Here is a 20,524-nt window from a genome sequence, read left to right as displayed (position 1 = left end):
GAAGTTGAAAGCCGTTTTCTGCTGATGTGGCGTGGAGCCTATTGTTGCGGATGCTCACCAGATATTTCTGGTGCTGAATTGTGGTTTCCTATACCTGGTTGGATCAGTAAATGACTTGAAGCTGCCTCCACCGTTCCGAACGATACCGCCAGAGCATCAACGCCATGCGCAACGTCCAATCGGCGATCATCGCCAGCCACACGTACAACAGGCCCAGATTCAACCAATAGCCCACCACCAGGGCGATGGGAATACGCACGCCCCACATGCCGATCATTGTGGCGATCATGATGAACCGGGTGTCGCCCGCTCCGCGCAGCGAGCCGGCCACCACCATGGTGAGCGCGAGCGGAATCTGGAGCAGCGCCACGATTTTTAAGAACAGCGTGCCCAGCTCGATCACGGCCTCATCGCTGGTAAAGGCGCGCAGCAGGGCATAGGGAAAAAAGAAGAAGATCACTCCCATTGCCGACATCATGTAGGCTGCCAACCGATTCGCTTCCCAATTCTCCAGTTTCGCCCGTGTGTATTTTCCCGCCCCGATGCTCTGTCCCACCATGGTCGCCGCGGCGATCGCAAAGCCATAGCCTGGAAGAAACGAAAGGGACTCGATCGACAATCCAACCTGGTGGGCCGCGTAGGAAACCGTCCCGTAGATCAGTACGATCTTCGTGTAGAGGAGGATGCCCGCTTGTTGGACGATGCGTTCACCCGAGACCGGCGCCCCCACGCGCCAGATGGTGCGAATTAAATCGAACCGTAGCCGGTGGAACGGGTGGAGCATCGCGCGGCACCGGAAGAACAGATAGGCACATCCGGTCGCTTCCGCGATACCGACCGCGATGGCCGCGCCGTTGACGCCCAGTTCCGGCGCGCCCCATCGACCATAGATGAGGGGGACGGCGATGGCGATATGGAGTAGGTTCACGACGATCATCGCATACATGGGCGTCTTGGTATCGCCCGTGCCCTGCAGGATCGAGGAGAGCACCTGCAGCATGATCGTAAACGGAATGAGCAGAAAGATCAGGTTCGAGTAAGGAAGCGCGAGGTGGATCACATCCGCTTGCGCCCCGAGCAATTCCATCGCCAGCCGATTGACCAGCAAGCCGAAGCTCAAGAGACCGAGCGAGATCAGGATGGACAGTCCGAGGAAATGACGCGCGGCCTGACCGGCATCGTCGTAGCGGCGGGCGCCCCACAATTGAGCCATGACCACATTGGATCCCACCGAGAGACCGGAAACCAGGGTGGTGGCGATAAAGGCCAGCAATTGGCCGAGGCCGACGGCGGCGATCGGGACGGCCCCCAATCCTCCAACCAGAAAGACGGCGACGATGCCTTCAGCCCGTTGCAACAGGCTGCTGACGGTGACGGGAAGTGCGAGCGTGAGAACCGAGCGTCTGATTTGTGCGATGCCGTTTGCCATGCGGCGTCATCCTAACAGAACCAGGTCTGCTTCGTGGAGCATCACGCTCGCCGGGCGGGACTGGACAATGCACATCGCGCTTCGGTAGCCTGCAGAAGCCTATGTTGATCTCACCCGAGCCTGCCGCGCGCTCCGCGTATCGGCTGTCCAAATCGCGATATTTGTCGGGCCTGCAATGTCACAAGCGTCTGTACCTGGAGGTCCACGCTCCGGGGTTGGCAACCAAGCCGGATGCCGCCACACAGGCGATTCTGGATATGGGCACGGATCTCGGCGAACTGGCCCGCCAGCGTTTTCCCGGCGGCCGTCTCGTCACGGCCGGGTATCGTCAATCCCAGGAAGCGCTGGCGCAGACGGCGGAGTTGCTCCAGGATCCGACCGTAGCAGCAATCTTCGAAGGCGCTTTTCAGTTCAACCAGGTGCTGGTTCGTGTGGACGTCCTGGAACGAGTCGGGGTGAATGACCTGGGGCAACCGACCTGGCGTCTCGTGGAGGTGAAGTCCTCCACCAAGGTGAAGGCGACTCATGTAGACGATCTGACCATCCAAAGCTACGTCCTGGAAGGACTCGGACATGTGCTGGTGGATATCTGTCTCATGCATGTGAATACGCAGTACGTCTTCGACGGGCGGCATCTCGATCTCGATCAGCTGTTCGGTATCCGTTCATTAACCGAGACCGTGCGGCCACGATTGCCCGAGGTCAGCGCGAGACTCGCGGCCATGCAGACGATGCTGGAAGCCATGTCGGCTCCGGGTATTACTCCGGATGAACATTGTCAAAGCCCGTACGAATGTCCCTTCTGGAACCATTGCACCGAAAACAAACCGGCTCGATGGATCTATCATTTGCCGGGGAGCAGCAAGACGGTCGTCCATCTCCGTGAGTTAGGAGTGGAGACGATCGACGAGATTCCCGATCATGTCTCGCTCACGCCGGTGCAACGGCGCGTCAAAGAGAACCGGGAATGGATCGGGGCGGGCCTGCGGTCGGCGCTGGAGACGGTCGTCTATCCCGTCCACCATCTGGATTTTGAAACCTTCATGCCGGCGGTGCCGAAATTCCTAGATACGAGACCCTACCAGGTCATTCCCACTCAATGGTCCAATCACATTGAGCAGCATAACGGCACACTGGTGCATGCCGAGTTCCTGTGCCGGGACGAACGGGATCCTCGCGAAGAGCTGGCCATGACGTTGTTGGAGTCCTTGGGGCAGGAGGGCAGCATTTGTGTCTATTCGAGTTACGAACGCTCCGTGATCGAGCGGCTGGCGGAGGATTTCCCGTCGTTACGCAAGGACCTGAAACGGGTGGTGGCCAGGTTGTGGGATCTTCACGTGATCATCCGGGATCACTATTATCATCCGGCCTTCGAGGGCAGCTACTCGATCAAAACCGTCTTGCCGGCCGTGGTGCCCTCTCTGAGTTATGACGACTTGGTGATCCGGGATGGGGGTGTCGCGGCTTGTGAATACAGCCGCATGGTTTTTGCCGTCACGGACTGGATTGAGAAGGCTCAGATTCAGGAGGCGCTGCTGCGATACTGTGAACGTGACACCCTGGCGATGGTCGAGTTACGGAGGGAATTGAAGCGACGCGCCGGTTAGTGCCTGCCCCGCGTGCGAATCCATTTCACCATCTGCAGACAGCTTGATCCGAGTTTTTCGTCCGCCATCAGCGCGATCCCACCCAAGGCCAACAACGTCATCACCAGCGCGGAGTCAGTTTGTTCGAACATGTCGCCCTCCTGTGTGGACCAGAGACTACCCTGGCCGGACGGAGGCGAATAGACCACTAGAGGAAGGGGGACACCCATGACCTTGGATGGGTTACTGAACTCCTGGTTGAAAGGTTCGATGGAGGCAGTGCTTGACTGGTAGGGAAGTTTTCCTCTTCTGGTTTCCAGGTCGAAGCCACGTACCTCCAATCAGCGGACTATTGACTTCCAATTAGCCGAAACCAATAATTCCAACCGGTTGGGATTCGGAGGTGCCATGTTCGAGCGGTTTGTGGAGAAGCGGGCTGAGGAAGCCCTTTTAGACACCCCGGTCGTCCTGATCGTGGGACCGCGCCGCGCCGGAAAGACTACGCTCGTCCGAAAGATGGGGGAAGCCGGCCGAACCTATATCACGCTTGACGATCAGACTGTTCTCGAGGCCGCCCACTCCGATCCGACCAGCTTCATCCGAGGCCTGGACCGGGCCATTATCGACGAGATCCAACGCGCACCCGACCTGCTGCTGGCGATCAAGAAGGCGGTCGATGAGGACTATCGTTCGGGGCGGTTTCTGCTCACGGGCTCGGCGAATGTTCTCACCCTGCCTCGGATCGCCGACAGCTTGGCCGGCCGGATGGAGACCATCCGAATACTGCCGCTGGCCAGGGCCGAAATCGAAGGGCGGACACCGACCTTTCTGGAACGCCTCTTCGAGGGGAAGCTACAGAGCCGGAAGGACGCGATCATCGGCGATGATCTCCTCCAGCTTGTCCTGCTCGGTGGCTTCCCAGAGCCGATCAGTCGCAATAGCGAGCGGCGGCGGCAGGACTGGGCACGGGCCTACCTCACTTCGATCCTGACTCGCGATCTGCGTGATATCGCCGATGTAGAGAAACTGACCGAGCTTCCGAAGTTCGTGCGCCTGCTGGCCGAGCATTCCGGCCAGTTGATCAACTACTCGCAGTTCGGCGGGAGCATCAATGTCAGCCATAAGACCGGGCAGCGCTATGTCGGGCTACTTGAACAGGTGTTCCTGATCACGACAGTGCAACCCTGGTTCACCAACGCCCTGAAGCGCATCATCAAGACACCCAAGCTACACTTTCTCGATTCTGGTCTGCTGGCGACCGCACGTGGACTCACTTTCGATCGGGTGAAGGCGGATCGCGGGACGTTCGGTACCCTGCTGGAAAGCTTCGTATTCTCAGAAGTGCTGAAGCTGATGACGGCCTCGGATCTCCGACTCACGCCTCTTCACTTCCGAGATCGAGACATGCGCGAGGTAGACATTGTGCTGGAGCGGGATGACGGGATGATCGCAGGCATCGAGGTGAAGGCGAGCGCCACAGTCAAGGCTGGTGACTTCGGAGGCCTTCGGGCACTAGCCGAAGTCTGCGGGGACCGCTTTGCGTTCGGTGCGGTGCTCTATGACAGCACGGATGTTGTGCCGTTCGGCGACCGCCTGGTGGCGGCACCCTTGTCATGTTTGTGGGGATGAGCATCATGAATAAGCACAAAGGGGAATTGGAACTAACGGCCTAACTGGCAACGGTGTTTGATATAGAGCGACGCTTGACTCGTCCTGGCCTTCTTGAGCCCTCATGGCAACGATTGGTGAGGCCATTCCGGACAAGGATTGCTGCATTGTAAGAAATGTTGGAGGGAGATCCTGGCAATGAAGGCATTCGAATTTGATCATCGCCTCATCGATTCCTACGCCCGCTTCTCACGTTCCTTCAGCACTATTCGATCTGAAGACCTGAAGTCCGAGATTGACCGTCAGTATGACGAGGGACGTTTCTGGCCGGATGCGCTGCTGTCTATCAATCCCCGGTTTCTTCGGGGGCCGACCGTTGACGAACTGGTTGCCTCCGGCGATCTTGACGAAGCGACAGGCAGAATATTCCGATTTGGACCGGCACCTCTGCGTTTTTATCGCCACCAGGCGCAGTCTATCGCCAAGGCGCGGGCGGGCGAGAGTTATGTGGTCACCACCGGAACCGGCTCGGGTAAGTCGCTCTGCTTTTTCGTGCCTGTGGTCGACGCAATCGTACGTGCGCGGAAAGCGGGCAAGGCGCATAGAACCAGGGCCATTATTGTCTATCCAATGAACGCGCTGGCGAACAGTCAGATCAACGAGATCGAGAAATTCATCTCTCAATCTGGTCTGCCAACGGAGATCAAGCCGGTGGTGCGACGCTACACTGGCCAGGAAAGGGAGGAGGAGCGGCAGAGGATCGCGGATAACCCGCCGGATATCCTCCTCACCAACTTCATGATGGCCGAATTGCTCCTGACGCGGCAGGACAACCTCGACACCAAGGTCATGGAGAACGCGAACGGTTTGGACTTCATCATTCTTGACGAGCTGCATACTTATCGTGGCCGCCAGGGCGCCGATGTCGCCATCCTCGTCCGCCGTCTTCGCAACCGCTGCACGCCAGACAAGGCGCCGATTTGTATTGGGACTTCAGCCACCATGGCGAGCGAAGGATCCGACGCCAACCGCGCACAGGCTGTAGCGGACGTTGCGTCACGTCTTTTCGGGGTCTCCATCGGGCCGGATGCGGTCATCGACGAATCGCTTGAACGGGCAACGGACGATCGGTTAAAGCTCGATGACGTGCGGCCGGAGCTTGCGCCTGTGTTGACGGCTACGCTCCCGGATGTATTGACCGATGAGGTTCTCAGGAAGCACCCCCTGGCGGTCTGGACAGAATTGGCGATCGGTTTGGATGATGCGCAGGAGCTCAAGCGCAAGAAGCCACAGCCATTTGAAGAGGCCGTTGCGTTGCTGTCAAAGGATAGCGGCGTAGAAATCGAGGTTTGCCGAAGCAGCCTTGAGACATTCCTGACGCGCATCAGCATGGCGGAAATGGAGCGAGGCGGCTCGGGGACCGGTGCATTCCTGGCCTTTAAACTCCACCAGTTCATCTCCGGCGCAGGCGAAGTTTTCACCACGCTGACTGAGAAGCCCAGGAATGTCTTGTTTGAAGGTCAGCTCGAAGATCCCAGCGCGCCGGGCCATCGCCTCTATCCGACCAGATTCTGCCGGGAATGCGGATATGAGGTCCACGTCGTCACCAAGACTGAGGACGCAGACGGGGTTCTGTTTCTGCCAAGGAACATCGACGATGTACCACTTGATGATCAGGAAGGGGACGCCGCAGGCTATCTGATCCCCACAGGAGATGGCGATTCCCATTATGACTTCACGGGTGAGATCGAGACGTTTCCCGAGGATTGGCGCGAGGAGCGCAATGGTATCGAGCGGATTCGGGCGAATAGGAAATGCCGGGTCCCTCAGATGGTTACGGTAGCCCCGGATGGACGGTATGATTTATCGGGGCAGAGCTTCTGGTTCATTTCCGGCAAGTTCGGCTTCTGCCCATGCTGCCTCGATCAGCCGCATTCCAGTATGCGGGAGCGTACCAAACTTGCAGGCCTTTCGGGCGAAGGCCGAAGCTCGGCCACGACGCTTCTCGTCTCGACCGCCCTGGAATGGATGAACGGACGGAATAGTGGCGTTCCCAAAGAAAAGCGGAAGCTCCTTGGCTTCACGGACAACCGGCAGGACGCGGCCCTTCAGGCCGGCCACTTCAACGACTTTCTGTTCGTCAGCCTCCTGCGCGGCGCAATTCTGCGGGCGGTGTTGGACGCGGGTGACGATGGCATAGCCGAGGACGAATTCGGTCTGCGGGTCGTGAAAGCGCTCGGATTCACTGCGACTAACAGGGATGCGCGCATCCATTGGATGTTGGATCCCGAGGCGGGCGCCGTCGTTCGTGAAGATGCGCAAAGGTCCTTTGCGAAGGTGCTCGCCCATCGGTTCTGGACCGACCTGCGCCGAGGGTGGCGTTACACCAATCCGAGTCTCTCGGTTCTTAAGCTCATTGACGTCGCGTTCATCGGCCTCGACGATATCGCCGAGGATACGGATCGCCTCGCCGCCCTCTTACCGGATTTTGGGACGCTCGACGTGCCCAGGCGAAAGGCCATGCTGAATCTGGTCCTCGGCGCCATGCTCGACGGTCTGGCTGTCGGAACCGAAGCACTCGATCTGACCGTTCTCGATACCGTCGCTCAGAAGTCTCGAAATCTTCTGTGCGCTCCTTGGGCGATTGACGCAAAGGAGACGCCCAGAAGCCGCACGACCCTGTTTCTGCAAGCGCCTGGTAAGGACCGGGTGGGACTGCGGGAAGAACAGACGATCGTTCGCGCAGGGCACAATTCCCGTATCGCGCGCCTCATCAATCGCACAAGCGTCATCGGGACCAAGCTGGGCAGAGGAGATTACCTGTCAGTTATGACGGGCTTGATGGAACTCTTAGCCCGTGAGGGACTTGTGTCGCGCGTCGACATCGAGGCGGATCTGCAAGGGTGGCGTTTGTCGCCGTCAGCCGTTCGTATCGTGCCCGGCAAAGCCATCCGGACAGGCACAGCGCAAGGAAACCGTTACTTTCACGATCTCTACAATGAGATTGCTACCGATCTGAAAGCTGGCCAGAGTAGTTTTTGGGGCCTCGAAGGCCGTGAGCACACGGCCCAGGTGTCCCAGCGACAGCGCGAATGGCGTGAGTGGCGCTTCCGGTTTGAGAAGGAAGACCGGGAGAATCTCACCAAGAGTGCCGCCGATCTCAAGGCAGCAGGAGAGTCAGCGCAGTTTCTACCTGCACTGTTCTGTTCGCCGACCATGGAGCTTGGCGTCGACATCTCGGCACTTAATGCCGTCTATCTGCGAAACGTGCCGCCGACGCCGGCGAACTACGCTCAGCGCGCTGGCCGTGCCGGGCGTTCCGGGCAGGCTGCCGTCATCGTGACCTATTGCGCGGCGCAATCGCCACACGACCAGTATTTTTTCGAGCGGCGTAACGAGATGGTAGCGGGTGTTGTTCGGCCGCCGGCGCTCGACATTACCAATGAGGAGCTTGTTCGATCGCATCTGCAGGCCGTGTGGCTCGCGGAAACGAAGCTGGCCCTTCGCCCCGACATCCCGGAAATCCTCGACCTGACGCAGACGGGGTACCCGCTGAAGACGGAAATCTACGACGTCATCGACCGGCCTGAACTGGCGAAGGTAGCGCATGCTCCGATGAAGCGGATTCTCGATCAGATTCTCGATTCCGTGGACGGCCGAAAGCCGGCCTGGATGAATGAGCCGGATGAGTTCGTCGCCCAAGTGGCCCAGCACGCGCCTTTGGAGTTCAATCATGCCTTCGATCGTTGGCGGGAACTGTACAACTCGGCTCGAACGCAGCTGCTGGAAGCCAACGCCCGCTCGGAAATCACTGGCCTCTCGGGCGCGGACCGTCGGCGGATTAAGGCAGCGCAGATGCAAGCGAGCGACCAGATCGCCATTCTCGAACAGGGGAGGGCCACCAACGGTTCGGATTTCTACTCTTACCGGTATCTCGCTACGGAAGGTTTCCTGCCGGGCTACAATTTCCCCCGGTTGCCGCTCTATGCCTTCATCCCCGGCGAGGGAAAAACCGGCTCATTCCTCCAGCGTGCACGCTTCCTGGCTATTTCTGAATTCGGCCCGCGCAGTCTGATCTACCACGAAGGCCGTGCCTACCGGGTCATGAAGGCGAAGCTGCCGCCGGAAGTCCGGACTGGAGACGGGACAGAACTCGCTACTCGAGATATCTACATCTGCTCGAACTGCGGCGCATGTCATGACAGCGAGGTCGAGCGCTGCCATGCATGCAACAGTCCAATGGCAGGCGAGGTGCCTGTGCAGCGGACGCTCCGGATCGACAACGTAGAGGCCGCGCCAGCTGAACGGATCACGGCCAATGACGAAGAGCGCGTCCGGCAGGGCTTTGATATCCAGACCGTCTTTTCCTGGCCGAAACGAGACGGCCGGGTGCAGACCAGCGAGGCCGACTTCCGTTGCGATGATGTTTCTATTTTCAATCTGCAATATGCCAATAGCGCCGAGATCAGTCGCATTAACAAGGGGCTGAAGCGGCGCGCAAATCAGACCGTGTTCGGTTTCCATATCGATCCCCGCAGTGGCTACTGGAGAAAGTCTGAAGACGAAGATCCCGATGTCGATGTGCCTCCGGACGTTGTGAAGCCGGTTCGGATCGTCCCCATCGTTCGCGACCACAAGAACGCGCTGCTCTTCCGTTTCACTGAGCCTACGGCCTATGAGCCTGGGACAATTGCAACGGTTCAGCATGCACTCCTGAGAGGCATCGAGGTCATTTTCCAATTAGAGGAAGGCGAGGTCCTTGGCGAACCGTTGCCTGCTCGCGATAACCGTCGTGCCATCCTGGCGTATGAAGCCACAGAGGGCGGCGCGGGGGTGTTGAGCCGCCTGATCGAGGATTCACAAGCGCTCGGCAAGGTCGCCCGCGAAGCGTTGACCCTGATGCATTTCGAGAAGGTCGATGGTGCGATCGCAGCGGGCGAGGCGAAGCTGCTCGTCAGCCGGGAAGGAGAGGCCTGTATTCGCGGATGCTATCGATGCTTGCTCTCATACTTTAACCAGCCCGATCACGAGCTAATCGACCGGACAAGCAATCAAGCTAAACAGATGCTGGTCGATCTGGCGCGCGGGCAGGTGGTGCTTGCTACAGCGCCGGGTCGGACGGCCGAGGGCGGGGGATGGGAAAACGCCTTCAAGCAGGCGGGGATGCCGCCTCCGGATGGCGCCACTGTCTGTTTTTCCAATCAGGAGATGAACTTCGCCTGGCGTAGTCATTTTGTCGCGGCTTGTGTCTCTCCTTTGGCTGAGGCAACGCGCCAGGTAGCTGAAGCCAAAGGTTGGACGCTGTTTGAGTTGCCGGGAACCGCAGCCGCAGGCGTGCCTGACGCCATGATCTCGCTATTCGGGGGGACGTCCCGATGACAGTGAACTTCGCCCCCGGAGATCTGGTTCGTGCTCGCGGGCGCGAATGGGTTGCGCTGCCGGCGCCGCAGGACGGCATTCTGGCGCTTCGCCCACTCTCTGGCAGCGAGAGTGATATGGTCATCCTCGACCCGAAGCTCGAGATCCTACCGGTCCAGCCAGCCCGTTTTGATCTGCCTGCCGACGCCACGACCACTGTTCAGGCGAAAGCGGCATTACTCGCGGATGCGATGCGCTTGACCCTGCGCCGCGGTGCGGGCCCTTTCCGGTCCGCCGCACAGATCACCTTCGAACCGCGGATCTACCAGCTCGTGCCGCTGCTGATGGCGCTTCGTCTGCCGGTGCCGCGCCTTCTCATTGCGGATGACGTCGGCATCGGCAAGACGATCGAGGCCGGCCTCATTCTGCGCGAACTGATGGACCGGGGTGAGGTGGATGCCTTCTCGGTGCTCTGCCCGCCGCACCTCGTCGGGCAATGGGTCGGAGAGCTGAAGGTACGCTTCGGGATCGATGCCGTCCCAGTCACGTCAGGCACCGCGAGCCGCCTGGAACGCAGTCTGCCGCTTGCGCAGACCCTGTTCGACGCCTATCCCTTCACAGTCGTCAGCCTCGACTACATCAAAGCAGAGAAACGCCGCGAAGGCTTTGCGCGCACCTGCCCGGATGTCGTCATCGTCGATGAAGCGCATACCTGTGTGGGCACGCATCAGGGACGGCAGCAGCGTTTCGAGCTTCTGTCGGAACTGGCCCGAAATCCCGAGCGGCGGATGATCCTTGTGACCGCGACGCCCCATTCCGGGGACGAAAAGGCATTCGCGCGTCTTCTCTCTCTAATCGACCCATCATTTGCTGCGATGGACTTTGAATACACGCGGTATCGCGAGCGGCTGGCCCGGCACTTCGTGCAACGTCGCCGGATCGATCTCGTCTCGGGGGATTGGGACGAAAACCGGGCTTTCCCGAAGCATGAGACGATGGAGTTTGACTATCGTTTCTCTGAGGGCTATCGCGGGTTCCAGGACGCCGTACTCGATTACTGTTTCGGCATCGTGTCTCGGGCAGGATCCGGGCAGCGCGAGCGGCGTCTGGCCTTCTGGGGCACTTTGGCACTGATGCGCTGCGTCGGCTCTTCGCCGGCCGCAGCCCTGAGCGCGCTGAGGAACCGCATGTCGAACGAGAACGATCGCCTCGAGCCTCAAATTTATGATGATGACGGGGACGACGAGGACGCGGTCGATCTTGAACCGGGCACGGCTTTTGACGCCGAACCGGAGCTGCTCGCCTTGGTGAAGCGCGCCGAAGAATTGGTCGGCAAGCCTGATCCGAAGTTGACTGCCCTCGTCGATGTGCTGACGCCCCTCATCAAGACGGGCGCAAATCCCGTTGTCTTCTGTCGCTATCTGGCGACGGCCGAGCATGTCCATGATGGTCTGTGCAGGGCCTTCCCGAAACTGGCGATCGAAGCCGTGACGGGCGTGCTTACGCCGGATGAGCGTCGCGATCGCGTTGCCGACATGGCGACCGTGGACGACGAAAAGCCGGTTCAGCGTATCCTTGTCGCTACCGACTGCCTGTCCGAAGGTATCAATCTTCAGCAGCTCTTCGATACAGTCGTCCATTACGACCTGTCTTGGAATCCGACCCGGCACCAGCAGCGTGAGGGGCGGGTGGATCGCTTCGGTCAACCCGCGGAACTCGTCCGATCGATTATGATGTTCTCGCCGGACAGCGCCATCGACGGGGCAGTGCTCGAGGTCATCCTCCGCAAGGCCGAGGAAATCCGAAAAGCGACAGGCGTGACCGTACCGCTCCCCGAGGAGCGGGGGCCGGTGACGGATGCGCTGATGGCGTCCATGATGCTGCGCCGTGGCGTATCCCCACAGCTCACGCTCGATCTTCGCCTCGACGACGGTGCCAAGGTCATGGAGGCGCGATGGCGCGACGCATCCGAAAACGAGAAGCGATCCCGTGCGCGTTTCGCCCAGAACACGGTGAAGCCGCAGGAAGTCGCCCCGGAATGGGAGAAGGTCCGCACGCTCCTCGGCTCCCCGGCGGATGCGAAGCTATTCGTCGAACGCGCGATGGCCTGTTTCGGTGTGCCGCTCGAAACCCGGAAAGCTGTGCTTCTGGCACATGTCGATGCCCTTGATGCCGGTCTGCGGGAGCGTTTGGCGGAACACGATCTCAGCGGATCGGTTCGTCTGGTGACGGCTGAACCGGCGCTGTCGGGCACCGCATTGCTCACTAGGACACATCCCCTGACGGCCACGCTTGCTGAAGCGCTGGTCGAGGCGTCGCTTGATCCGGAGGCGTTGTCAAGTCTCGGCATCGGTCGGGTCGGCGCCTGGCCGACCACAACCGTGCAGCAGATCACTCGTGTGCTTCTGCTTCGTATACGCTTCAAGCTGACAGTCCATGCTCGCAAGGAACGGTTGCTGCTGGCTGAGGAGGCGGCGCTTGTCGCGATCCAAGGCGGCCGGATCGTGGCGGCTGGCGAAACTGCCCGAGAATGGCTCAATACACCCGCCACGTCCGATCTCGCGCCTGTCGCACGCAACAGGTTCATCGCCAAGGCGAAGGAGGCCCTGCCGGGTCTGCTCGAAGGACCGATCGCCGACTTCGCCCAATCGCGCGCACAAGAGCTCATGCAGGACCATGCCCGCCTCCGCGCAGCGTCAGGGTCAGCCTCGCGCGTGACCGTGGAGGCCGTTCTACCGCCGGATGTGATCGGCCTGTTCGTTCTGATGCCGGGAGAGGCCTGAGCCATGGCGCGGAAGCTCGTCACCGACATGTCGGCTTGGCCCTCGCTCTTGCTGGAGGGCAACCTCATCGCGCCGGCCATGGTTTCCAGCATCGACCGACGACAAGCCTTCGAACAGACGGAAGTGGACTACCGGATCCGCAAGGGGCTGACGATCCGCGAAGAGATTTCCACCGCCTTCCGCGTCGGCCAGTCCCATTTCGACGCCTTCGCGAAACTTCAAAATCCCTCGGTCGAGGTGACACGGCGCTTCGTGCGAGACTTCTTGGCGGAAACCTTCGGCTTCAACGATCTCGTTTCCGCCGATGGCGTGATCTCTTTCCTCGCCGGTGGCCGCGTCCCTGTGGTCGTCGTCCCGCCTTCCGAGGAAAAGCTCGATAGGCGCAGTCCGACGCTTTCGACCGACCGTTCGCGATCCCCGGCCTTTGCGCTTCAGGATTATCTCAACGACAGCGAGAGCGCGCTCTGGGGTCTGGTCACGAACGGGGCCATCATCCGTCTCATGCGCGACAACGCCTCGCTGACCCGGCCGGCCTATATCGAAGGCGACCTTGCCCAGATCTTCACGAACGAGGATGCCTCCTCTTTCGCCGTTCTCTGGTTGCTGATCCACCGGACACGGTTCGGCGTTGTCGGCACACTTGTCACCGATTGCGTGCTGGAACGCTGGCGTGAGGCCGGCTCTCGCGAAGGCGTGGCCGCCCGCGATCGGCTGGCGGCTCAGGTTGAAACCGCGCTGAAAGTGCTCGGCTCCGGTTTCCTCGAAGCCAATCCCGACCTTGCTGCCCGGTTGAGATCCGGAGAGATCGACCTGACCGAATGGTTCAACGAGCTTCTGCGCCTCATCTATCGCCTCATCTTCCTGATGGTGGCCGAGGACCGGAACCTGCTTCATCCCGAGACGGCAAAGCCGGATGCCCGAAAGCTCTACGCCGATGGGTACAGCCTCGCTTCACTTCGGGCGCAAGCGGCCCGTGCAGCCACCTGGGACAAGCACCACGACCGCTATGAGAGTATCAAGGTCGTCTTCGGCGCTCTTGCCTGCGGGCAGGAAGCGCTCGGCCTGCCCGCGCTTGGCGGGCTTTTCAGCGCCGGCAAGCTGCCGCATCTCGAAATCGCACGTCTGCGCAACCGCGCCTTCATGGAGGCACTCTACCGCCTGTCCTGGCTCTCCGACAAAACCGGCATGGTGTCGGTGAACTGGCGCGCGATGGAAACAGAGGAGCTTGGTTCGGTCTACGAATCGCTGCTCGAACTCCAGCCGCAACTCGGTGACGACGGCAAGACGCTCACCTTCGCCTCGGAGGCCGCCGAGCAGAAGGGTAACCAGCGCAAAACCACCGGCTCTTACTATACGCCGGACAGTCTGGTTCAACTCCTGCTCGACACCACGCTCGATCCGGTGCTCGACGAGCGGGAAGCACAGGCCGCTGATCCTGTCGAAGGGCTATTAAAGCTCACCGTCATCGATCCTGCCTGTGGATCGGGGCATTTTCTACTTGCGGCGGCGCGGCGCATTGCCACGCGCGTCGCCCGCCGCCGCGCCGGTGGAATCCCTTCGGCCGCCGACTTCTGCCATGCGTTGCGTGAGGTCGCCTGCCGTTGCCTCTACGGTGTGGACCGCAACCCCATGGCGGTCGAGCTGACCAAGGTGGCGCTCTGGATCGAAGCGCTGGAGCCGGGCCGGCCGCTCGCCTTCTTCGATGCGCAGATTCGCTGCGGCGATAGTCTGATCGGTGTGTTCGACCGAAAGATGCTGCGCGAGGGATTGCCAGACGAGGCCTACAAGCCGCTGACTGGCGACGACAAGGAACTCTCCCGCCGCTATGCTCGCCTCAACAAGGAACAGCGTGATCGGGAGAAGAGGCTGCCGCAACTGTTCAAGGACTGGTCGCCGCCCGAAATCCTTGCCGAGCGGGATCACCAGCTGAAGGAGATGACGCAGGATGATCTGGCGAGCGTCGAGGCGAAGGCGCGAGGCTTCGAGGCGATACGTTCGTCGGACGATTGGAAAAATCTAAAGTCGGCCAGCGACCTCTATATCTCGGCCAATTTCTATATGGCGGCGTTCTTCACGCCGAAAGCGGCAGGCGCCACTGGCACAGACGCCATGCCGTTGACCGAACATGTGTGGCAGGCGGCAGGCGGTCAGGCACCTGCCGAGCACCTGCGCCAGGGCGCCCGGCTGACCTCCGAGAAGGTGAGCGCCTTCCACTGGTTCATCGAATTCCCCGAGATGATGGAGCACGATGGCGGTTTCGATGTGGTGATCGGCAATCCGCCGTGGGAGCGGATCAAGCTTCAGGAACAGGAGTTCTTCGCCGCGCGTTCGCCGGCGATCGCCGCCGCGCGGAACAAGGCGGAACGTCAGAAGCTGATCGACGACCTGGAGAAGGCCGATCCCGAGAGCGGGGATGGCCGGCTGTGGAAGGATTTTATCTTCGCCAAGCGCACGGCGGAAGCAGCGAGCGAGTTTGCCCGTTCATCGAGCCGCTATCCGCTCACAGGTCGAGGTGACGTCAATACCTATGCGCTTTTCGCGGAGCTTTTCTCGCGCCTCGCCAAGCCAACCGGGCGCGCAGGCGTGATTGTTCCAACGGGCATCGCCACCGATTCTACAACGCAGTACTTTTTCGCTTGGTTGGTGGCTTCCTCGCGCCTTGCCTCACTTTATAGCTTTTTTGAGGTGAGAAAGATTTTTCTGGCGACCGATGATCGGAGCTCATTCTGTCTGCTGACAATCGGGCACTCGAATCAGGGTGCCGAGTTCGCGTTCTCGCTGTTGCGTACAACCGATCTTGCGAATTCGGAGCGGCGGTTTCGCCTAACCCCTGCAGAGATCGCGGCAATTAACCCGAACACCAAGACTGCTCCTGTCTTTCGTTCCCGTGCCGATGCAGAGGTAACGGCGAAGCTCTATGCCTGCGCGCCCGTATTGATCCAGGAACGGCCGCAGGAGGAAGGCGGCGACATCAATCCGTGGGGCATCACATTCCAGCGCATGTTCGATATGTCTGGTGATTCCGGTTTCTTCCACATGCCCGCTCGGATGGAGGCCGATGGCTGGGGGCGTGATGGCGTGGATTGGGTGCGGGAGACGGCGGCGGGTGTTGAGCGCCGCGTGCCGCTCTATGAAGCCAAGATGATCCACCAATTCGATCATCGCTGGTCGACCTATGGGGTCGACGCGAGCGACGATGAGGAAGGCGCCCGCGACTGCACCCTTGCCGAAAAGCAGAGCCCGGATTTCGAGCCGTCGCCGCGTTACTGGGTGCCCGAGGAAGAAGTCATCCTACGCGCCGCCCGCGTGCCATCGGCATTAAAAAGCGCGGTTAGGCAGGCTCGGGGTGAAGGCGGAAAGGGACGCCGCAAGGCGGATGCAGACCCGGAAGAAGGCGCGCGCGCCGCCGTGCTCAAGGCGCTTGTCACCTGGCTGGCCGGAGCCGTTCCTGCCCTCGAAGGAGGCCCGGCGCGAGAGGCCAACATCGTCCGCCTTCTCGGTCGCGCACAGGATTGGCGTGGAGCGCTGAAGGCATCGCCCGAACGCTTCCTGCTCGATCCTAAGACGCTCGTTGCTGGCGCGGAGATGCAACGCGAGACGCCACTGGCGGAAACCGATCTCACCCTCATCGCCGAGGGACCGAAGGACGCGCTCGCCCTTGCCGAGCTACTGATCGTCGCCAAACAACCCCGCTGGCTCATGGGGTGGCGCGATATCTGCCGTTCAACAGACGAGCGGACGGTGATTGCCAGCGTATTCCCGCGGGTAGGTACGAATCACAAGGCCCCGCTATTCTATTTATGCCACTCACCCCAACTCGCCGCTGCATTTCTGGCAAGCATAACTTCCTTATCTTTTGATTATGCGGCCCGCCAAAAAATTGGGGGAACTTCCCTTACCTATTTCTATCTGAAACAGTTTCCTACTCTAGCTTCTTCAGCGTTCTCTTCCAATGACCTCGATTTCATCAGCCCGCGCGTTCTGGAGCTGACTTACACTAGCCACGCGATGAAGCCCTGGGCGGAGGATCTCGGGTATTCCGGCAATCCATTCGCCTGGAACGAGGATCGTCGCGCCAAATTGCGCGCCGAGCTCGACGCCTTCTTTGCTAGGAAATACGGCCTCAATGAAGAAGAGCTGCGGTATGTCCTCGATCCTGCCAAGGTTAAAGGCTCTGACTACCCGTCAGAAACCTTCCGTGTGTTGAAGGAAAAGGAAATCCGCCTCCACGGCGAATACCGGACCGAGCGCCTGGTGCTGGAGGCGTGGAAGCGGATGGAGGGGAATCAGGGGGCCGACGCGATACCTGTCTCCGTCGAATTGCCGCCTCTCGAAGGCCTGCCGAATGGCGCGTGGGCCTGGCCGGCAAGGGTTCAACACTGGGACCGTCTCCGCTACGCAGCGCAGTATGCGTTTTGGCAAATGGACCCCGCGAGCGATGGCTCGCGCGTGCGCTTCGTCATCGCCGGTCTCGCCGAGCCCGCGCTGCTGACGCCTCTGCTCGCCGCTGGCGACCGGGAACAATGGGTCAGGCTTGTCGGTCCCGAGGCGCAGCCTGCACAGGGCGCGGTTCGACTGCGCCCCGCCATCAACGTGGCGTGGCGGTCCATGTTCGAGACGCTGCTCACCTCGGGTCAGTTGGACGAGCGCAACGACGGGACGTGGGCAAGGGGGCAGCATTTCAGTCCGGCGGGGCTGGAAGCCGCTTCCGCCGACGCTCAGCGCACCGCCTTCGCGATCCGCTCCGTACGGAGCATGGACGTTGACAGCCTCATCGCTGCCGTCGTACCGGAAGACAATGTGATCTGGGCGAGGTTTGTCAGTGGCTGATCAGGCTGACCTGTTTCCTTCGGTGATCGGTCCGCCAAAGGCGCCGGAAGGCCGTGCCGAGCCTCGACTCTGGATCCGCCGGCTGGCCATATTCGAGAACCCACAGAGGCTCATCCGCAATGTCCCACTGAAGCCCGGCCTCAACATCATTTGGACGCCGGATATGTCGAGCAGCGGTAGCCGCGCCCTTGCCCACGGCAGCGGCAAGACCACCTTCTGCCGCCTGCTCCGGGCCTGTCTGGGCGAGCCCGGCTATGCAACCGACGCCCAGTGGTTGCGCCTCATGACACGGCTTCCGAACGGCCTGGTTGCGGCCGAGATTCTGATCGACGGCGCGTGTTGGGTTTCCATTCGTCCGTTGGGACTACCAGGCGGGGAGTTCGTCGTTCAGGCGGATTCCGTCGAAGGCGCGATCGCGCGGGGGCGCCGTGAAGGCGATCAAACATCCATCGACCCCGTCATCATCACCAGCTTCTTCTCGGCAATTGCGGGAGCGACGCCGCCGGAGGTCAGCTGTGACCAGGTTTGGGATGTGCTCCGGGCCTGGCTGACGCGCGATCAGGAGTGTCGCTTGGCCGATATTCTCGCGTGGCGTTCATCACAGACCCAGACCCGTTCCCGCGCGCAGGTGTTGGGTGAAACAGTCAAACTGACCATGGTGCGCCTTGCCTTGCGCGCTCTCGACGCGGAAGAGCGCGCTGCCGCCGCCCGCGAGCAAGAACTCGTGGCCGCAGTCGAGGAGGAGCGTCGCCGCCACGCCTATCAGCAACATCGATATGCTGAAGGCCTGCAAGCGGTGAGGCGCGCATTGAACGTCGGCGACGAGGTCGGGTTTGACGACACGATAGACCAGAAGGGACTGGTTTCACTGGCAGAAGCCGCTTTTGCCGCCGCCATGCGAACCGCTCTACCCAAGCCGCCGGATGTCGGCTCGATCTTTGCGCGTCTGAAGGCGCTCAATGAGGAGCGCGGTGCGTTGGTGACCAGGCAACAGCAATTTGGGAACGAGGCACATTTCAAACGAGGAGAAGCTGAACGCTTCCGCTCGGAAGCGAAAATAGGTGAGATCGATATTACTCAAGGTCGAGTCAGGGTCTGTCAAATTTGCCGGGTTCCGGTGGATGAGGTTTTGGCCAAGGGCTGTGGGATTTCACTCGAACGATGCGATCTCCCGGCGATTAGGGCCGCAATCGCGGAGAAGCAAAAGAAAGCTGCTGAACTGGACTCAGAAGCGAACGCCGCGGAACAGGAAGTCAAACGTGTCGCTGCCTTGATCCAGCAACTCATTCCCCGACAACAGGTGCTTGAGGCGGAGGCCAAGGCCGCCGATGCGACCAGCCGTGCTGCACTAGCGGCTGCGAAGGAGGTGCAGGACCGCATCTATCTGGTGAGGCGCACGCTCGATGACGTGCGATCGCTCCGTGAAAGCGAGAAAAAGGGGAAGCCCACGCCTCCAGAAACCGCTGCGCTGGAAGCAGTGCGCGCAGAACTGAAGCTGGGGCAGTCGCGGGCTCGGTCGGCTATCAGGACTTTGGAGGAAAGATATCAGGGAATCATGGCCACTTGGCTTCCCGATGGAGTGCAAGGCAGCATCAAGCTGGACGGCAACGGCTTGAAGGTCGATGCTGAATTTTCGGGACGGGGCGAGGTGTCCACGGCGGCCCTGGACTCGCTCAAGATCGTCGCCTTCGATCTTGCTGCACTCCATCTAGCCATCGAGGAGAAGGCCGACCTGCCACCGTTCCTCGTTCACGACAGCCCGCGTGAGGCGGACTTGGATGGGCAGCTCTATGCCGGTCTTTTCAAGCTCGTGCATCAATGGGAGGAAAAGACGAGAGTGCCGTGCTTCCAATACATTATTACGACCACTACTGCTCCGCCGCCTGAGCTTCAGGGCGATAGTCATGTGAAACTTCGAATGAGTTCGACGCCGGCAGAAGAACGTCTGTTTCGAATGGATGTTTGATCCTGCAAAACAGGATGATTGAATCGCCCCAATCCTTTGTGGTCCGTGAGGAATGCCAGAAGGCCGCATCTCAGAACGGCTTCCGCCGCATTCTGGGGGAGGAGGCTGGCTGGGCGGCCTTCGGCTCGACCACTGCGCATGGGACAATTCATCTCGCTGCAGGTGGACCGCATGGGCCATGGTTCCTTGCGCTCGACCATCGCAGTGTCATTCAGGAACTGAACTTACCCGCTGCAGTTGTTCCTGGCCCAGGCCCCGCCCGCTTTCTCTTCGACACGCTCGGCGAACTTTATGCGGTGCTGCACCGCGTCTACAAGTTGGGCATCAGTTTGCCCGATGCGCCGCTGCGGGAGTTCGAGGTGAAAGTTGCAAGCTTGCCCCGGACGACGGAGGCTGAACGGCTGGTCGTCCAGAGGATCGGGCAGGATATCTTCCGCAACCGCCTGATGGATTACTGGCAGGGGCGTTGCCCCCTGACCGGCATTTCCGACCCGGCCCTGCTGCGCGCTTCGCACATCGTACCCTGGAGCGAATGTGACAGCGATGCCGAACGGCTTGACGTGCACAATGGTCTTCTCCTTTCCGCCCTTTGGGACGCCGCATTCGACCGCGCGCTCGTGACCTTCAACGACGATGGCAGGCCCGAGTTCTCGCCCAGGCTTAGCAAGCATGCATGCGCAGAGCTCCGGTGGTGCTCGCCTATTCCTCTAAGAGACGAACATCGTCGCCGGCTCGCTCGCCATAGAGAACGAACACGAACGCTATCTCAGCATCTCGACATTATGAACTTTGGTGACGAATGACGAGAAACGGTAAATTGAGAGCCGATGCCATGCACTGATGATTGCTGCACAATAGCCGCTCGATAATGCCTGTATCTGTCGCGTGATCTGCCTCGAACTCCCGCTTTCCTTGGTCGGTCTGCGCCTTCGTGCATGCTCGCTTTAATCGATCCTGAGCATAT

General features: G+C 60.5%; 8 protein-coding genes. 7 read left to right on the top strand and 1 reads right to left on the bottom strand.

Annotated elements, in window-relative coordinates:
* Positions 1-103: 103 nt before the first annotated feature.
* Positions 104-1,429: an MATE family efflux transporter gene (locus tag GDA65_07425; protein ID MBA5862522.1), complete on the bottom strand. Its 1,326-nt coding sequence runs from the start codon at positions 1,427-1,429 to the stop codon at positions 104-106.
* A gap of 101 nt (positions 1,430-1,530) precedes the next feature.
* On the opposite strand from GDA65_07425, the gene GDA65_07420 reads away from it, so the two are divergent.
* The 7 genes from GDA65_07420 to GDA65_07390 all read left to right on the top strand — a co-directional run bounded on the left by GDA65_07420 (position 1,531) and on the right by GDA65_07390 (position 20,363).
* On the top strand, positions 1,531-3,036 hold the full coding sequence (locus GDA65_07420; protein MBA5862521.1) for a DUF2779 domain-containing protein: 1,506 nt from the start codon (positions 1,531-1,533) through the stop codon (positions 3,034-3,036).
* Between the two features lie 387 nt (positions 3,037-3,423).
* On the top strand, positions 3,424-4,644 hold the full coding sequence (locus tag GDA65_07415) for a DUF4143 domain-containing protein (protein MBA5862520.1): 1,221 nt from the start codon (positions 3,424-3,426) through the stop codon (positions 4,642-4,644).
* A 177-nt stretch (positions 4,645-4,821) separates the two neighbouring features.
* Positions 4,822-10,002, top strand: coding sequence for a DEAD/DEAH box helicase (locus GDA65_07410; GenBank protein MBA5862519.1), 5,181 nt, complete (start codon positions 4,822-4,824; stop codon positions 10,000-10,002).
* A complete protein-coding gene (locus GDA65_07405) occupies positions 9,999-12,764 on the top strand; it encodes a helicase (protein ID MBA5862518.1) in 2,766 nt (921 codons plus the stop codon). The genes GDA65_07410 and GDA65_07405 overlap by 4 nt, the downstream gene beginning before the upstream one ends.
* A gap of 3 nt (positions 12,765-12,767) precedes the next feature.
* Entirely contained in the window at positions 12,768-17,594 is a 4,827-nt protein-coding gene (locus tag GDA65_07400) for an N-6 DNA methylase (protein ID MBA5862517.1), read from the top strand.
* The gene (locus tag GDA65_07395) at positions 17,587-19,560 is read left to right on the top strand and encodes a DUF2326 domain-containing protein (protein MBA5862516.1); all 1,974 of its coding nucleotides are present in this window, start codon (positions 17,587-17,589) and stop codon (positions 19,558-19,560) included. The genes GDA65_07400 and GDA65_07395 overlap by 8 nt, the downstream gene beginning before the upstream one ends.
* A 14-nt stretch (positions 19,561-19,574) precedes the next feature.
* Entirely contained in the window at positions 19,575-20,363 is a 789-nt protein-coding gene (locus tag GDA65_07390; GenBank protein ID MBA5862515.1) for an HNH endonuclease, read from the top strand.
* Positions 20,364-20,524: the final 161 nt, after the last annotated feature.

It is taken from the genome of Nitrospira sp. CR1.1 (genome assembly GCA_014055465.1).
In the GTDB taxonomy this organism is placed as follows: domain Bacteria; phylum Nitrospirota; class Nitrospiria; order Nitrospirales; family Nitrospiraceae; genus Nitrospira_A.
The sequence above is the reverse complement of the archived record's forward strand: the minus strand, read 5'-3'. Positions and strand labels throughout refer to the sequence as shown.